Source organism: Herbaspirillum sp. SJZ099 (assembly GCF_007828355.1).
Classification (GTDB): domain Bacteria; phylum Pseudomonadota; class Gammaproteobacteria; order Burkholderiales; family Burkholderiaceae_D; genus Herbaspirillum.
This window is the reverse complement of sequence record NZ_VIUO01000001.1, coordinates 752,632-770,172: the sequence shown is the minus strand read 5'-3', so window position 1 is coordinate 770,172 and position 17,541 is coordinate 752,632. Positions and strand designations below refer to the sequence as shown.

Genomic DNA, 17,541 nt, shown 5'->3' with positions numbered 1-17,541 from the left:
CCGCCTGGAAAAAGATGAAACGCCCCGTCTCAAGAACTGCGTTTCCTTGCCGTTAACGTTTCGTCAGGGGTGTATCTGGCAGCCGGGCAACTGTGTTGCGCCTGCCGTACAGCTGGGTGTTTTCATGCGCCGGATCGGTTTTTTGCGCCAAAAGGATCTGCCGTAACCTCAGCGCCGCCCTCCAATTTTGTAAAATGGAATCTCATCAGGATTTCAACCGCAGCTGTCGCAGCCGGGGTGTTGGCTTTATCGAAAGACCAACATGTACGGCGCGTGGAGACAAGCCGAGAACGGCGGCGCGGGCATCGACACGAGGAATCACACAACATGCGTATCCGGGGAAAATCTCTCGTCTCGTTTTGCGTCGGCGCTCTCTTTTTCGCAGCCGCGCCCGTGTTCGCCCAGACCGCGCCCAATGCCGCGCCGTCGGCGCAGCTGGTTGCCGAACGCGTCTCGCTGACCAGCGTCGACGGCAAAGGCGGCAAAGCCACCGCGCTGTATGGCGTGTGGATCAAGGCGCGCAAAACGGCGTCCACTGACAAGAATGGCAAGCGCCCGACCGTCATCGCCCTGCATGGTTGCGGCGGCCTGTACAGCATGATCCGCGAAGGCAAGGGCGAATTCACGCCGCGCCACCTGGCCATGGCGCGCGTGCTCACCGATGCCGGCTACAACGTGCTGTTCCCGGACAGCTTCACGCCGCGCGGCCGACGCTCGATCTGCCAGGACAATGCCACCCAGCGCGAAGCCAGCGTCATGAACCGGCGTTACGATGTGCAGGCGGCGCTGCACTGGGTCACTTCCCAACCCGATGTCGACATGTCGCGCGTGGCGCTGCTGGGCTGGTCGCATGGCGCCAGCACCGTGCTGGCCGCGATGAACCTGGCCGACACCGATGTGGCCGTGCGCAAGGTGCAGCCGCGCGCCGCCGTGGCTTTCTATCCGAACTGCCAACCCTACGCCAAGCCCGGCACGCCGTTCAAGCCGGCCGCGCCGCTGCTGGTCCTGATGGGCGAGAACGACGACTGGACGCCCCCCCAGGCTTGCGAAGCGATGGAAAAGAAGATGGAAGGCAGCGATACCGAAATCGCCTTGCGCCTGTATCCGGACACCTACCATGACTTCGATGCCCCGGGACTGCCGGTCCATGTGCGCATGGACATCAACGGCATCGGCAAGCCCGGCTCGGGCGTGACCAGCGGCAGCAATCCGGACGCGCGCGCGATGGCCTACCGGTCGATGCTGAACTTCCTCGAAGCCAAGCTCAACTAAGAACCTGTTGACGATACCTCCGAGGTTGTCGGGTCGCCGCCGCACCGCCACGCGACGCCCGCCCAAAAAAATGCCGGCACATTTTGTGTGCCGGCATTTTTGTTGAGCGACGATTGGCGCGTCAGTCGATCATGTCCCGCATGCCCTCGCCCAGCTCGGCCAGCGGCGGCATTTCCTCGGTGAAGGTTTCCAGCGTCAGGCCCAGCTTTCCGGCCACCTCGGCCGGGAAGGTCGACTCCAGTTCATCGGCCGAATACCGGTTCTCTTCGGCGCGGGCGCGCCAGGCGGCCAGGTGGACGATGGCGGCGAACTGGTCGAACTTGCCTTCCAGCGGCTGCGGGAAGGCCTTGATCACTTGCGAGAACTCGTCCGGGAAGCGCCAGCGCTTGGCCAGCTCGGCGCCGACGTCGGAAAAATCATAGCCGAAGGACTTGCGCTCCACCTCCAGGCGGCGCGCATCCAGCGGCCCCGCGATCTTGTCTACCTGCAATGCCTGCTCCGGCATGCCGGCATGCATCACCAACTGGCCGATGGCGTGCATCAGGCCGACAATGAAGGCGAAATCGGAATTGGCCCTGACCCGCTTGGCCAGCCACCTGGAAATGATGGCGGTGTCCAGGCTATAGCGCCAGAACAGCTTGAGGTCCACCCCCGGCAGCTTCTTGAAGCTGCCCGCCATGCCGGTGGACACCACCAGCGTGCGCACGGTCATGAAACCCAGCATCAGCACCGCGTCCTCGACGGTGCCGATGGTGCGCGAGACATGGTAGTAGGATGAGTTGGCCAGGCGCAGGATCTTGGCGCTGAGCACCTGGTCTGCCGTCAGTTTCTTGCCGATCTCTTCGATGGAGACGGATTCGTTGTTGAAGCTTTCGATGACTTCCTGCACCACCCTGGGAATGCTGGGCAATGCGGTTTGCTGCTGGAACAGTGCCTCCAGATTCATGACCATTTCTCCTGTATCAGTAAGACGACCCCCGAACATCTTTCCAATCTCTCAGCGAGTGCCGCTTAACTTTCCCCTTGCTTTCCAGTTGAGCCGGCCAGTCATCGCGGCTCAAGTATAGCGACTTGATTTGCCAATCATGCAAGCTTTTTACGGGTTACATTACGGGTTGCATTCTGGGCTGCCGACAGGCTGCTCAGGAGCGGCATGCGCCAGCGATGCCGCACGGAAATATCGTGCGCGTCGCATCAGGTGATGGGAATCCGAAAACGGGAAGAGGGAAAAACATGCATGCCGCAGTGCGGCAGATGCGAAAAAGCCGCGGCACGCAGCATTTCCGGCTGCCGCGACATGGCTTGACGCTGCCGCGCTTGCTATAATCGCCCATTCTCCGGAATTCCCAATATGACAGACCAATTTTCGAAAAAAGGCGAAGCCTGGTCGGCTCGCTTTTCTGAACCCGTCTCCGACCTCGTCAAGCGCTATACCGCATCGGTCTTCTTCGACAACCGCCTGGCCCAGGTCGATATCCAGGGCTCGCTGGCCCATGCCGAGATGCTGGCCCACCAGGGCATCATCAACGCCGCCGACTACGCTGACATCCAGCGCGGCATGGCGCAGATCAAGGGCGAGATCGACGCCGGCAAGTTCGAATGGCTGCTGGATCTGGAAGACGTCCACCTCAACATCGAAAAGCGCCTGACCGAACTGGTCGGCGACGCCGGCAAACGCCTGCACACCGGCCGTTCGCGCAACGACCAGGTCGCCACAGACATCCGCCTCTACATGCGCGGCGCCGTGGACGACATCATCGGCCTGCTGCGCGAGTTGCGCAGCGCCCTGCTGGACCTGGCCGAACAGCACGCCGACACCATCCTGCCGGGCTTTACCCACATGCAGGTGGCGCAGCCGATCACCTTCGGCCACCACGTGCTGGCCTATGTCGAGATGTTCGGCCGCGACGCCGAACGCATGCTTGATGCCAGGAAGCGCATCAACCGCCTGCCGCTGGGCGCCGCGGCGCTGGCCGGCACCACCTTCCCGATCGATCGCCTGCGCGTGGCCAGGACGCTGGGCTTCGACGACGTCTGCCGCAACTCGCTGGACGCCGTCTCCGACCGCGATTTCGCCATCGAATTCTGCGCCGCCGCCGCGCTGGTGATGACCCACATCTCGCGCATGTCCGAAGAGCTGGTGATCTGGATGAGCCCGCGCGTGGGCTTCATCGACATCGCCGACCGCTTCTGCACCGGCTCCTCGATCATGCCGCAGAAGAAGAATCCGGACGTGCCCGAACTGGCGCGCGGCAAGACCGGCCGCGTCAACGGCCACCTGGTGTCGCTGCTGACCCTGATGAAGGGCCAGCCGCTGGCCTACAACAAGGACAACCAGGAAGACAAGGAACCGCTGTTCGACACCGTCGACACCCTGACCGACACGCTGCGCATCTTCGCCGACATGGCGCGCGGCATCAGTGTCAAGCCGGACGCCATGCGCGCGGCCGCGCTGCAGGGCTACGCCACCGCCACCGACCTGGCCGACTACCTGGTCAAGAAGGGCCTGCCCTTCCGCGACGCCCACGAAGCCGTCGCGCACGCGGTGCGCACCTGCGTGGACAAGGGCTGCGACCTGGCCGACCTGTCGCTGGACGAGCTGCGCGCATTCTCGTCGCTGGTCGGCGAGGATGTGTTCGAGGTACTGACGCTGGAAGGCTCGGTCGCCGCGCGCGACCACATCGGCGGCACCGCGCCCAACCAGGTGCGTGCGGCCATTGCGCATATCCGCAACGAATTGAAGAACTGAAGCAAGCACCACCCGCCAGCCCTGCGGGACTGGATTCGCATGCCGCTGCGATGCGCCCTACCCGGACGCATTGAAGCGGGTTGTAAAAGCCGGCGCGCGTATTTTTGGGATATGCTGTGCCGGCTGTATCGAAAGAGGCCGCAAAACGGTCTTCAGAGGATGGAGCACAAGTCCCGTTATCCCGGGCGCCTTTTGCATCATCCTCGATGAAGGAATCACTGTAAGAACCCGCGCCGGTCTGCACGGGAGGCGACAGCCGATTTCTACAATATCTAACTGAGGAGAGAACTCGATGCAATTCAATACCATGCTCAAGACCATTCCCGCGCTGCTGCTGGGCGCGACCCTGTCGACCGGCGCACTGGCCGCCGACATCAAGCTGGGCGTCGCCGAAGCGCTGACCGGTCCGGCCGCCAAGTACGGCGTGGCCATCAAGAACGGCTTCACCCTGGCAGCAGAGGAAGTCAACGCCAAGGGCGGCATCAACGGCAACAAGCTGGCCCTGGTGATCGAAGACGAACAAGGCAAGAAGGAAGAAGCCATCAACGTCTTCAAGAAACTGATTTTCCAGGACAAGGTGCTGGCGGTATTCGGCCCCACCCTGTCGAACTCGGCCTTCGCCGCCGACCCGATCGCCAACGCCGCCAAGGTCGTGGCTTTCGGCACCAGCAACACGGCTGACGGCATTACCGCCATGGGCCCGTTCACCTTCCGCAACTCCGTGATGGAAGCCGACGTGCTGCCGGTCACCGTGAAGGCTGCCGTGAAGCACTTCGGCATCAAGAAGGTCGCCGTGATCTACGGTAACGACGACGCCTTCACCAAGTCCGGCTACGACGTCTTCAAGGCCACGCTGGAACAGCAGAAGATCCCGACCACCACCACCGAGGCCTATGCCAAGGGCGACGTCGACTTCAAGGCCCAGCTGACCAAGATCAAGGCCGGCAATCCGGACGCCATCGTCTGCTCCTGCCTGGCCGAGGAAGCCGCCAACATCATCCTGCAGACCCGCGCGCTGGGCATGAAGCAGCCCTTCATCGGCGGCAACGGCCTGAACTCGCCGAAGCTGTTCGAGATCGCCAAGGACGCCGGCGACAATACCCTGATGGGCAGCCCCTGGTCGTCGGAAAACCTGACCCCGGTCAACAAGGCCTTCATCGCGGCCTACAAGGCCAAGTTCGGTTCCGATCCCGACCAGTTCGCGGCACAGGCCTACGATGCCCTGTACATCATGGCTGAAGCGCTGAAGAACGTGAAGCTGTCGGGCAACCTGGCCAACGACCGCGACGCCGTGCGCAAGGCGCTGCCCACGGTGAAGATCGAAGGCGCGACCGGCAAGTTCGCGTTCCGTCCAGCTCCGGCCGTCGCCGGCAAGCAGGTGGGCTTCGACGCCGACCAGGAAGCGATCGTCAACATCGCCAAGGGCGGCAAGTTCGTCCTGCTGAAGTAATTCGGCATCGGCAATACGCAAGCACGCAGCGAAACTCTCCTGAGTTGCGGTAGCGCATGGCCGGCCTCTTGGCCGGTCATGCGCATCCCCGCAGACGCACCAAGGATCGCCGGCTGCCATCCGGTTTGAACAGAACGGAAACCAGAACAGGCCTGTAACGAGAAAGGGCCGCACTTCCGATGTAACGAGGGATACATCGCCCGCCTGACCGGGACAAGCCAGGCGCGAGAGCGATTCCCATTACCTATCGCAGGCTCTATGTTAGAACAACAGCTCATCAATGCCCTCTCGCTGGGCAGCGTGTATGCGCTCTTCGCGCTCGGTTTCACGCTGGTCTTCGGCGTGCTGGGCGTGATCAACCTTTCGCACGGCGCGATCTTCATGCTGGGCAGCTACGCCGCCCTGCTGCTGGTCGAGCAGATGGCGCTGCCGCTGTGGCTGGCGCTGGTCCTGGCCATGGTCGCCACCGGCCTGCTCGGCCTCATCATCGACGTGCTGGTTCTCAAGCCTTTGCGCAAACGCAACGCGCCGCACCTGATCCCGATGATCGCCACCATCGGCGTGGCCATCATGATCACCAACATCGCGCAGGGCCTGTTCGGCGCCGAGAACAAGCGCTTCCCGGTCGGCACCATTCCCGAGGAAAGCGTCAGCCTGGGCAACCTGCACATCACTGCGGTGCAAGTGGCTATCGTGGTGATCGCCTTCGTGCTGATGGTGGTGCTGCTGGGCGTGATGCGCAAGACCCAGCTCGGCCGCGCGCTGCGCGCCATCGCCGAGTCGCCCAAGGCGGCTTACCTGCTGGGCATCAACGTCGAGGGCCTGTTCCTGCTGACCTCGTTCGCCGCCGCCGCGCTGGGCGGCGCCGCTGGCGTGCTGGTGGGCGTGTCGTTCAACGCGATCTCGCCCTTCATGGGCCAGCCGATGCTGCACAAGGGCATCGCCGTGATCATCCTGGGCGGCATGGGCGACATCCGCGGCGCGATGATCGGCGGCCTGTTCCTCGGTTTCGCCGAGGTGCTGACGGTGGCCTATATCTCGAGCGACTTCCGCGACGCGGTGGCCTTCGGCCTCCTGTTCCTGATCCTGCTGGTCAAGCCGTCCGGCATGTTTGGCAAAGTGCTGGAAAGAAAGGCATAAGACCATGAGCTTTATGGAATGGTGGGATGGCTTCTGGGCCACCTACAACACAGTCATTTTCAGCATCGGCGTCAACGCCATGCTGGCCCTGTCGATCTATGTGACGCTGTCGTGCGGCCTGCTGTCGCTGGCCAACGCGGCGTTCATGGGCATCGGCGCCTACACCGCGTCGCTGCTGACGATGCAGTTCGAGATGCCCTTCCCGGTCGCGCTGGCCGCCGGCGGCGTGCTGCCTTCGCTGGTGGCATTGGCGATCGGCATTCCGACCCTGCGCCTGTCGGGCGTCTACCTCGCGATGGCCACACTGGGCTTCGGCGAAGTGGTGCGCGTGATCGTGCTGAACCTGGAGATTACCGGCGGCCCGATGGGGCTGAACGGCGTGCCGCCGCTGACCGAATGGTGGCACATCGTGCTGCTGCTGGGCGTGACCATCTATTGCCTGGCGCGCCTGCGCCGCTCCAAGACCGGCCGCGCCTTCGAGGCGATCAAGGAAGACGAGGTGGCGGCGCGCCTGATGGGCGTGAACGTGGCCGGCTACAAGCTGCTGGCCTTTGTCATCGGCGCGGCCATCGCCGGCGTGGCCGGCGGCCTGAACGCCCACTTCACCTTCACCATCGGCCCCAACAACTACGGCTTCGAAAACGCGGTCGACATCCTGACCATGGCGGTCTTCGGCGGCACCAGCAACCTGATCGGCCCGATGATCGGTTCGACCATCCTCTCGCTGCTGCCCGAAGTGCTGCGCCACTTCAAGGACTTCCGGCTGGCCATCAACGGCCTGATCCTGATCCTGGTGGTGCTGTACCTGCCCAAGGGCATCTGGGACCCGCGCCGCATTCGCGCGATCCTGGGCCGCAACGCTGCTGACAAGAAGGTGAAGTGATGCTCTTAGAACTCAAGCAGATCAGCAAGAACTTCGGCGGCCTGCAGGTGCTGCAAGGCGTCGATTTCAACGTCCGCGAAGGCGAGATCTTCGGCCTGATCGGCCCCAACGGCGCCGGCAAGACCACCGTCTTCAACCTCATCACCGGCCTGCTGCGCGCCTCTTCCGGCAGCATCGCCTTCAACGGCGAAGACATCGGCGAGGTCGCCCCGCACAAGATCACCGAACGCGGCATCGCGCGCACCTTCCAGAACATCCGCGTGTTCAAGGAAATGACGCTGCTGGAAAACGTGGTGGTCGGCATGCACGACCACCTCAACTACGGCGTGGCCGGCATGCTGTTCAACCTGGGGGGCTTTCGCAAGGCCGAACAGGAAGCGCGCGAGCGCGCGCTGGAGCTGCTGTCCTGGGTGCGCCTGGAGCACAAGGCGCACATGCTGGCCGACAGCCTCTCCTACGGCGAGCAGCGCAAGCTGGAGTTCGCCCGCGCGCTGGCGACCAGGCCCAGGCTCTTGCTGCTGGACGAGCCGGTGGCCGGCATGAACCCGGCGGAAAAGACCGAACTGATGGCCGAGATCGTCAACATCAAAGAGCGCGGCTTCACGATCTTCATGATCGAGCACGACATGCGCTTCGTGATGGGCCTGTGCGAACGCATCGCGGTGCTCAACTTCGGCAAGATCATCGCCGAAGGCACGCCGGACCAGATCAAGAACAACCAGGAAGTGATCGAGGCCTACCTCGGCAAGGAAGAAGCATGACAGGCAACAGCAAACCCATCCTGCAAATCGAGGACCTGGCCGTCGCCTACGGCCACATCGAGGCGGTCAAGGGCATCAGCCTGACCTTGAACGAGGGCGAGATCACCGCGCTGGTCGGCGCCAACGGCGCCGGCAAGAGCACCTCGCTGCTGGCCATCTCGGGCCTGGTGAAGGCGCAGCGCGGCCGCGTGCTGTACAGAGGGGAAAAAAACGAGGGCGACGACCTGGTGCAGATGTCGCCGCATCGGATCGTCGAAGCCGGCGTGGTGCAGGTGGCCGAAGGCCGCGCCACGCTGACCACGCTGACGGTCGAGGAAAACCTCGCGCTGGGCGCCTATACCCGCAAGGATAAGGACGGCGTGGCGCGCGACCTGGACTGGGTGTATTCCCTATTCCCGGTGCTGAAGAACCGCGCCGCCGGCCTGGCCGGCAACCTCTCCGGCGGCGAGCAGCAGATGCTGGCGATCGGCCGCGCGCTGATGGCCAGGCCCAAGGTGCTGCTGCTGGACGAACCGTCGATGGGCCTGGCGCCGCTGATCATCCAGGAAATCTTCCGCATCGTGCAGGAGATCAACAAGACCGGCATGACGGTGCTGCTGGTGGAACAGAACGTGCGCCAGGCGCTGCGCATCGCGCAACGCGGCTACGTGCTGGAGACCGGCAAGATCGTGCTGGAAGACACCGGCGCCAACCTGCTGGGCAACCCGAAGGTGGTGGAAGCGTATCTGGGCGGCTGAGCGCCCCGCCCGCCTTCCGGCGCAAACGGCGGCCCTTGTGCCGCCGTTTCTTTTTGCCGCCGGCGCGATTGAAAAGGCCGGATACGCATGCCGTTTCGGGCGGCTCCAAAAAATCCGTAAAAAATTCAATTCCCCTGTTGACCCCTCGCCCAATTACCCTTAATATGCAGCCTCTTTCAAGCACAGCAGCTTTATCGCCGTGTCTGATAAGCCCACGTGGCGGAATTGGTAGACGCGCATGGTTCAGGTCCATGTGCCGCGAGGTGTGGGGGTTCGAGTCCCTCCGTGGGCACCAAAACATAAAAGGTCGATTGATGAAAATCAATCGGCCTTTTGCGTTTTGGAGTGCGTTATTTCTTCTTCGTTTTTTCCTGCGGCCGCTCCACCGCGCCGCGCACTTCAAAGCGGATGCTATCCAGCTCCGTCCCCGACTTGTCCTGCAGCGCGAGCACATGCTTGCCGGGCCATGGCATCCAGTCATACGCCAGTTCCTGATCCGTGTCCGCAGAAGCGTTGGCGGCAATCTGCCGCACATGCGCGCGACCGGAACGCAGGATGGCATCGGGGATCGCCTTGCCATCCAATACCCAGCGGCTGCCAACCGGCGCGCCTTGCGCGCGGAAGCGGATGCGCTGGCGTGCCGGCGGGATGTCGGGATCGAGCGCCGCCAGCATGCCGCCGGTGGGGTAAGTGATGGCGGGACGGATTTCGCGCGCGCGGGCGATGCGGATGTCGGACTGCGCGGTGCCCGGCAAGAAGTATTCGGTGCGCGCCGCCTCGATGTCGTCCTCGTAGCGAATGGCGCGCGCCATCACGTTGGCGGGCTTGGCCGGCGCCGCCTCCGGCCGGCGCGCGTGCAGGTATTGCATCACCTCCTGCCACACCGGCGCGGCGCCGGTCACGCCGGATACGTCCCACATCGGCGCGCCCGAGGCGTTGCCGACCCACACCCCGATCGTATAGCGCCCCGAGTAACCGACGCACCAGTTGTCGCGCATGTCCTTCGAGGTCCCGGTCTTGACCGCGCTCCAGATGCGCGTGGACAGCGCATTCTCCAATCCGAAGGTGCGCGCGCGGGCGCTGCGGTCGGCCAGGATGTCGCCAATGATGAACGAGGCATCGGCATCCATGACCCGGGTAAAGCGGGCTGGCGCGCGGGCCTCATCAAGGCGGGTGCGCAATGGCGAATACCGTCCCTGGTTGGCCAGCGCCCGATAGGCATTGGCGAGGTTGGCCAGCGTCACGTCGGCGCTGCCCAGCGCCAGGCTGTAGCCGTAATAGTCCCCGCTTTCGCGCAGGTTGAAACCCAGCGCCTGCAACCGCTGGAAGAAACGTTCCGGCGTCACCGTCACCAGCGTGCGCACGGCCGGGATGTTGAGCGACGATCCCAGCGCAGTGCGCAGGCTGACCAGCCCCTTGAATTGCTTGTCGTAGTTCTGCGGAATGTAGAGCCCGGCCGAGGTGGCGAGGTTGACCGGCGAGTCGTCCAGCAACGAGGCGGCGGTCATCCATTTCTTTTCGATCGCCAGTTCATACAGGAACGGCTTGAGCGTCGAGCCGGCCTGGCGCTGCGACACCACGCCGTCGACATTGGCCGCCGCCGATAGCGCGCTGCCGCTGGAGCCGACCCAGGCCAGCACCTCGCCGCTGGCGTTGTCGATGACGATCACCGCGCCGTCTTCGATGTTGCGCTCGACCAGGCCGGCCAGTTGCCGGCGCAAGGCTTGCGAGGCGAAGCGCTGCAAGTCGGCGTCCAACGTCGAACGCAAGCGCTGGCCGGGTTGCGTGAGCAGCTTGCGCGCCAGATGGGGCGCCAGTTGCGGCGCATCGCTGGCGCCCGGCAGGTCGCGGCGGCTGGCGGCGCGCGCCAATGCCAGTTCGGTGGCGCCGTCCAGCCCATGGCACTGTTCCGGCGCGCGCTCTTCCTTCAGGATCGCGCAGGCGCGTTCGAATACGCGGCGCGGCGAAGCGTTGGGCGCGCGGATCAGCGCCACCGCAATGGCCGCCTCGCTCTGGTTGAGGCCGCTCGGATGCTTGCCGAACATCACGCGCGACAGCGCATGCACGCCGACCAATTCGCCGCGAAACGCCACCATATTGAGGTAGGCCTCCAGGATCTGGTCCTTGCGCCATGAGCGTTCCAGCGCCTGCGCCACAAACGCTTGCGAGATCTTTTGCGTGACCGAACGCGGGGAAGATTTGCGGCGCAGGTCGGCATCGATCAATCCGGCCAGCTGCATGGTGATGGTGGACGCGCCGCGCGTGCGCGTGTGCCACAGGTTGCCCCAGGCGGATGCGGCCACCGCGTTCCAGTCGATGCCGCTGTGCTGGTAGAAGCGCCGGTCTTCCGAGGCGATCAGCGCATTGCGCAGCGCCGGCGATACGTCTTCCAGTCCGACCCAGGCCAGCTTGCGCTCGTCCATGTTGACGCGCTGCTGCTGCAACAGCTCGCCGTGGCGGTCGTAGAGGCTGGCTTCGGACGGCATGAAATCCCGTTTGACGTCGGCAAAGCCGGGCACGGCATGCGCGGCCGCGGGCGCCAGCAAGGCTGCCAGCAGCAGCAATCTTGCAAGCTTGCGTCCCATTGCGCATCGGATCGACATGCCTGCTCCCTTATTGCGCGGCCTTGACCATGACCTTGCGGTTCGGGATTTCGCCGAACATTTCCGGCGCATACATCGCCTCGACCCGCGTCGGCGGCAAATTGAACTCGCCGGCGTTGTTCAGGCGCACCGTGTAGCTGATGCTGGTACGCCCCTTGGGCATCGACTCGTAGTAGGCGCGATAGCCTTCGAAGCTGCGCTCCTCATAGGCCAGCCAACCCAGGCCGCGCTCCTTCGGCTGGTTCTGCTCGCCCTGGGCGATGGCCGAATCGCGGCCCAGGCCGGAATCCAGCAAGGTCGCGCCGCCCGGCACCGGGTCGGTGACCACGACCCAGGTCATGTCGGCCTGGGCATCGATCTCCAGCGTCACGCGCAGCACGTCGCCGCGGGTATAGCTGCCGGCCTGCTTCTGCTCCACCGCTTCCACCTTGCGCGTGATCCGGTAGCCGCTGGAGAACGGTTGCGCCAGCGGCACCGCGGCCAGGCTTTGCAGCGTCACCCATGGCTTGCCGCTGCCTTCCTGCGTGAAGCGTACTGTGCCGCCCGCGGCATCGGCCTTGGGCCAGGGCAATTGCAGCTTGCCGCCGGCGGCGGCTCCGCCCCATGCCAAGGCCTGGGCAGCGACCGTGGTCCCGCCCTGCTCCAGCGTGGCGCGCGTGCTGCCGCTGACCGGCTCGCCCTCGAACTTGCGCGCGAATTTCTCCAGCGCCAGGCTGCCCCAGACGTTGGCGGTGGTGGTGTTCCAATGGCCGCGCTGCTGGCGTCCGATCGCACCGGCCACCAGGCGCGGCATGTCGTCGCGCCAGGCCGGATTGTTCAGTTCCAGCAGGATCAGGCGGTTGGCGTTGGCATCGCCGCCGCTCATCAGCCACCACCAGTAATCGCCCTCCTCGTTGGAGAAGCCCATGCGCGTGCCCTGGAAGTTCAGGCGCGCGCGCAGGATCTGCTCGGCTTCATCGAGCTTCTTCTGGCGCTCGGGAATGGCCGGCACGCGCTGCAACAGCGCGATCCAGTCCAGCAGGCCGGAAGTCGGCCACTGGTTGGGATTGATCTGCAGCGAGCCGAGCATGGCGGGCTGCACGCGGTTGTAGCGCGACAGCGCCTCCAGCGCGGCCAGCTTGCGCACGTCCAGGTCTTTTTGCGGCGACCAGAAATCGCGCGTGACGCGCCCTTCGACGAAGTTGGCCAATCCCTCCAGCATCTTGTCGCGGCTTTGCTGCGGGATCGCATAGCCGGCCTCGCTGGTGGCTGCCAGCAGGTAGGCGGTCAGGGTATCGCTGCCGCGCCGCGCGCCGCTGTCGGACGGCGGGAAGTAATACGCCAGACCGTCGCCATCGAGATAGGTCGGCAGGTCGGCGGCGATCTTCTGCCAGCCGGCCTCGTCGCGCAGGCCGATGGCTTTGGAGGTTTTCTGCTCCAGGCAAGAGAAGGGATAGTCGGTGAAGTAGCGCGTCAATCCCTCGGCGCCGCCGGCCAGGCTGGGCCTGAGCGTTGCCGTCAAACCGCCGCGCCCCGGCAGGCTGCCTGCAGGCTGGGCGACGCTGATGGTCGCGCTCTTGTCGAGCTGGAACAGCGTGGCTTGCTGCACCGTGACCGGCACCGCCGGCAATACGCGCTGGCTGAACTTCATGGCGTCCCGGGCCCCTTGCCCGCCCTGTTCCTGCGCGCCGATTTCCCAGGCCAGTTGCGCAATGCCTTCCGGCACCTGCACCGGCCACGCCACCTCGGCCGACTGGCCGGCGGCCACCGCCACGTCACGCTCCGGCAGGCTCAGCGCGACAGCCGGCAGGTTGCCCTGGGCGCGCGCGGTCAGCTTGATCTTCATGTCATGCGTGGTGGTGTTGCGCACCGTGACCATGCCGCTGAAGCTGTCGCCTTCACGCACCAGCGGCGGCAAGCCCGAGATGACCTGCACATCCTGGGTCGAGCGGATATTGACGCTGCCGGTGCCGAAGTAGTTGGCGCCGCTTTCGGCCACGGCGACGATGCGAAACGACGTCAGCGCATCGTTCAACGGCACCTCGAGCTGGGCGCGGCCTTGCGCGTCCAGCGTCACATTGGGTTTCCACAGCAGCAGCGTGTCGAACAGTTCGCGCGTGGGCGCGCGGCCGCCGCCACCGCCGGCCGGGGTGGCCTTCTTGCCGTAGTGGCGCTTGCCGACCACCTGCATCTGCGCGGTCGCGGTTTCCACCCCATAGCTGCGCCGCTGCAGCATCGCATGCAACACATCCCAACTGGTGTTGGGCTGCAGTTCGAGCAAGGCCTCGTCCACCGCCGCCAGCGCGAATTCGGCGCCGGCCGCCGGCTGGCCGTCGGGCAACTTGACCTGCACCGTGACCTTGGCCGTGGCCCGGATCGGATAGGCCGGCTTGTCGGCGCTCACCGTCACTTGCAGCTGGTGCCCGGCCTCGCCGACGTTGATCTCGGCAACGCCGAACTTCCAGGCCGGCTTGGAGAGATCGACGATGGGGCCCGGCGCCTGGTATTCGCGGAACTCATGCCACCAGTTGATCGGCTCCTTCCAGCCCCACAGGAAGAAGGAATACCAGGGTACCTCGCGCATGCGCCCGCGCACGGCCAGCACCGACACATAAACGTTGGGCCCATACCCGGCCTTGACCGGCACGGCGATGCTCGGGTCCTGCCCCGACAATTGCACTACCTGGGTATCGATCACGCCTTCGCGCTCCACCGCCACCAGCGCGGTGGCGTAGCGGAACGGCATGCGCACCTGGAACCTGGCGGTGTCGCCCGGCTGGTAGCTCTTCTTCTCCGGCAGGATGTCGATGCGGTCCTGGTTCTCGCCCTCGAACCACAGTTCGCCACGGCCGGTCACCCACACCGACGAATACGCCGCGGCGGCATTGCCGCGCGCATCCTTGGCCAAGGCGATCAGATCCACATTGCCCGGCTCCGACAATTCGGTATCGCACAGGAACATGCCGTGCGCATCGCTCTTGCCCGAGCACAGCTTGCCGAGGTCTTGCGTGCTCTGGTCGTTTTCGTAGGCATAGAAACCGCCGACCATGCGCTTGCGGTGCGAATTGGTCTTGCGCGCGATGGCGCGGATCTCGACCGGCACACCGGCCTGCGGCCGGCCGGCTGTATCCAGCGTCACCGCCGTCAGCGTCAGTTTCTTCTTGACCGAAATCCAGTTGCCGGCGCGCAGGCCGACCACCACGGCGGACGGCCACAGCGGCGTCACGTTGGAGATGGTCTGCACCTCGCCGTTGGGGTCGCTGTAGGTCATCTCTGTGACCAGTTCCTGCGGCCGTGGCGAGGCCGGCAGCCGGGCGATCACGGCGCGCCCGGCGCCGTTCTTGTCGAGCGTGACGGGCAGCTTGTCGGCCACGATCTTCTGGTCGTCGGCATTGCTGCTGTCATCGGCGCGCGGCGGCTCGAAGGAGAAACCGTCGTAGCCGCCGATGCTGACGCTGCGCGAACGCACCAGGCTGGACACGTTCACGTTCTGGCCGGCGGCGCCGCCGCCGTTGATGTAGTTCAGTTGCAGGTCGAGCGGCAATTCCTTGATCGCTACCTGCGCGCCCTTGGGCGGCGTGATGCGCCCCTGCATCAGCGGCAGGCGGAACTCCTCGACGCGGAAGCTGCCGGTATAGTAGCTGCGGCGCCCGCCATCCCAGCCGCGCTCGCCACCGGCCTGGTTGTCGTTCGCATCCTGGCCATTGGCACTGGCACTGGCGCTGACCTTGCCGTCGTCCAGCACCACCTCATAGATGCCGAGCTTGGCCTGCCTGGGCAAGGCAAAGACTGTTTCGGCGCTCTTCTGCCCTCGCCAGGCCAGCGGGAACTGGAACTCCTGGCCGCTGCCCTGGTGGATGATGCGCGCGCGCGTGGGCAGGTCTTCCTTGCGCAACGTAGCGAAGCCTTGCATGGTTTCGCTACGGATCACATGCTTCATCGATACCGTTTCGCCCGCGCGAAACAGCGTACGGTCGAAGATGGTGGTGGCGCGCGTGGTGGCGACTTTTGCGGTCTCGGTCGGCAGGTTGAAACGCCAGGGCTCGATGCCGTCGTTCCACGAACTGAGCGCGAACGCCATGTCGGCGCGGCCTTTCTCATCGGTCTTGCGGGCGCTGACAAACAAGCCGTTGATGCTGCCCGCATTCGCTTCGCTGTAGGGCCGGCTGGCGCAGGCGTCTTCCAGCGCCGGCATGATGGCCACGCCGTTGGCGTCGGTCCGGCCTTGCCATAGCTGCGTGCCTTCGCAATTGGACACGCGCACATCGGCATCGGCAACCGGCTTGGCGTTATCCAGCCGGGTCACCCACACGGCGCCATTGGCGCGGCCCAGCTTGACGTGGACGGCAAGGTTGGTCACCAGTGCGCTGGTGCGCACATACATCGGCTGCGGTTTGCCCAGCAGCGATGCGCCGAGCTTGTGCGACTCCAGTTCGACCACATAGAAACCCGGGTCCTTCAACGGAATGCCCACCACCTCGAAGGGCCACACGCCATCCTTGGCTTCCTTCAGCGGCGGCAGGTCGAGCAGCTTCACGCCCGGCTCCTTCTGCAACAGGCTGATGCTGCGCGAATCGACCTTCTTCGGGTCGCCCCATTTCTCGTGGTACTTGTTCAGGCGGGCGAGCCAGGCGATGACGCCCTTGTCGCCGTCGACCTTGAGGTCGGCCACCTTGCCGGGCATGGCTTTGCCGTCCGCGCCGCGCACCTGCAAACCGGCTTCGACACGGCGCAAGGTCACCGGCAGGGCCGGGTCGGCATTGAGTTCGATGATGCCGAACGGCGCCGCGGGGAATTTGGCCAATGGCGGAAAGTCCGCCAGCGCCGACTTCAGCGGAAACGACCCGGCATTGCCCAGCGTGCGGCCATCCTCGTCCTGGAAGCCGGCCGGCAGCGTGATCGTGAATTCGGACTTTTCCGGGAATGGCGGTTTGAAGCTGAGATCATGGATGGTCTCGCCCTGATCGTTCGGATTCAGGTCGGGCTTGATCTTGCCGGTGGTGGCGTTCATCACGATTTGCGCGGCCAGCTTGCGCGGCACCGGCGAGGAGAACGACAGCGTCACCGGCAGGATGGGCGAACAGGCGGCATTGGCATTCTCGCGCTGGCAACTGAAACTGGCGGTGAACTCGCTGCGCACCTGGAACTTGAACACCTGCGGCTGCGCGGTCACGATTGCGGGGGCATTGGCGGGCGCATTGGCGGCGGCGATGCCGCGGTCCCACACCAGTTGCACATGGGCGTCGTTGGGCAGGCGCTGCTGGCATTGCACCGTGGTGACCGAGGCGGGATCGATATTCCTGGCGAACTCCTTGAGCAGCGCCTGGCGGTCGCTTTCGGCCAACGGTTTGGTGGGGATGCGTTCATTGACGCCTTCGGCTTCGCAGTACAGATGGTCGCGCACCGAAGCTGCCGTCGCCGCGCCGTTCTGGAACAGGATGAACGCCTGGTCTTCGGCGATGCGCGCGCCGGCATAGGGTTGCACGCGCGTCACGGCCGGGCCGCCGGTGCTGAACTGGAAGCGCCCCTTGCCGCCGAGCGGATTGCCGGCCACCGACCTGGTTCCCGTGCGCAGGTTGAAGCTGCAGCTGGTGCCGGGCGGCAGGTCGCGTTCGAAGTCGAAGATCCAGTTCTTGTCATCGGCCCAGCGCGAGGTGCCGGCCACCGGGCAATCGACGTCGAAGGGCGAGCCGGCCTTGGGATCGCCGAACTTGACCATGGCTTCGGAAAAACGCGCCCGTACCTGGCGGATGCGCGACACTTCGCCCTGCGGCGAGAAGCTGGTGACACTGGCGCCGGCCGCCACCGCGCCGGAGGGCGACAAGGCCATGCCGGCCAAGACGCCGATGGCCAGCAAGCTCGCGCCGAATGCGCTGAACCGATTGAGCATCTTGCGGATGACAACCCGCGTCTGCAGCATCTGCTTTGTCCTGGCGTTCCATGCTGCGGCCATGCAGGCCTCCGTTT

Annotated in this window: 10 protein-coding genes and 1 tRNA gene; 8 read left to right on the top strand and 3 right to left on the bottom strand. The window is 64.9% G+C overall.

Annotation, left to right across the window (positions count from 1 at the left end; all coding sequences use genetic code 11):
• Window positions 1-393 precede the first annotated feature (393 nt).
• On the top strand, window positions 394-1,272 hold the full coding sequence (locus FB597_RS03345; protein ID WP_255515791.1) for a dienelactone hydrolase family protein: 879 nt from the start codon (window positions 394-396) through the stop codon (window positions 1,270-1,272).
• 121 nt (window positions 1,273-1,393) lie between these two features.
• Here the strand turns inward: FB597_RS03345 and FB597_RS03340 are convergent, their stop codons facing one another.
• Window positions 1,394-2,218, bottom strand: coding sequence for an HDOD domain-containing protein (locus FB597_RS03340; RefSeq protein WP_141916326.1), 825 nt, complete (start codon window positions 2,216-2,218; stop codon window positions 1,394-1,396).
• A gap of 405 nt (window positions 2,219-2,623) precedes the next feature.
• Here FB597_RS03340 and argH point away from each other — a divergent pair, with 405 nt between their 5' ends.
• From argH to FB597_RS03305, 7 genes are all read left to right on the top strand, one after another.
• Window positions 2,624-4,021, top strand: a complete 1,398-nt coding sequence (gene argH / locus FB597_RS03335) for an argininosuccinate lyase (RefSeq protein WP_144768030.1) — start codon at window positions 2,624-2,626, stop codon at window positions 4,019-4,021.
• 292 nt (window positions 4,022-4,313) lie between these two features.
• A complete protein-coding gene (locus FB597_RS03330; protein ID WP_141916322.1) occupies window positions 4,314-5,471 on the top strand; it encodes an ABC transporter substrate-binding protein in 1,158 nt (385 codons plus the stop codon).
• A 258-nt stretch (window positions 5,472-5,729) separates the two neighbouring features.
• The gene (locus FB597_RS03325; RefSeq protein WP_144768028.1) at window positions 5,730-6,611 is read left to right on the top strand and encodes a branched-chain amino acid ABC transporter permease; all 882 of its coding nucleotides are present in this window, start codon (window positions 5,730-5,732) and stop codon (window positions 6,609-6,611) included.
• Window positions 6,612-6,615: 4 nt separating this feature from the next.
• Window positions 6,616-7,494 (top strand): branched-chain amino acid ABC transporter permease, encoded by an 879-nt coding sequence (locus FB597_RS03320; RefSeq protein ID WP_141916318.1) that lies wholly within the window; start codon window positions 6,616-6,618, stop codon window positions 7,492-7,494.
• Complete coding sequence (locus FB597_RS03315; RefSeq protein WP_141916316.1) at window positions 7,494-8,255, top strand: ABC transporter ATP-binding protein; 762 nt, start codon at window positions 7,494-7,496, stop codon at window positions 8,253-8,255. The genes FB597_RS03320 and FB597_RS03315 overlap by 1 nt, the downstream gene beginning before the upstream one ends.
• Window positions 8,252-8,992 carry an ABC transporter ATP-binding protein gene (locus FB597_RS03310; protein WP_141916314.1) on the top strand — a complete coding sequence of 247 codons (741 nt, stop codon included), beginning with the start codon at window positions 8,252-8,254 and terminating at the stop codon, window positions 8,990-8,992. Before FB597_RS03315 ends, FB597_RS03310 begins: the two co-directional genes overlap by 4 nt.
• Before the next feature lie 210 nt (window positions 8,993-9,202).
• Window positions 9,203-9,287: transfer RNA gene (locus tag FB597_RS03305), tRNA-Leu, on the top strand.
• A 55-nt stretch (window positions 9,288-9,342) separates the two neighbouring features.
• On the opposite strand, the gene pbpC is transcribed toward FB597_RS03305, so the two are convergent.
• Together pbpC and FB597_RS03295 are read right to left on the bottom strand one after the other, a co-directional pair.
• Window positions 9,343-11,595, bottom strand: coding sequence for a penicillin-binding protein 1C (gene pbpC, locus FB597_RS03300; RefSeq protein ID WP_144768026.1), 2,253 nt, complete (start codon window positions 11,593-11,595; stop codon window positions 9,343-9,345).
• Between the two features lie 10 nt (window positions 11,596-11,605).
• Window positions 11,606-17,527 carry an MG2 domain-containing protein gene (locus tag FB597_RS03295; RefSeq protein WP_370454628.1) on the bottom strand — a complete coding sequence of 1,974 codons (5,922 nt, stop codon included), beginning with the start codon at window positions 17,525-17,527 and terminating at the stop codon, window positions 11,606-11,608.
• Between the last annotated feature and the right edge of the window lie 14 nt (window positions 17,528-17,541).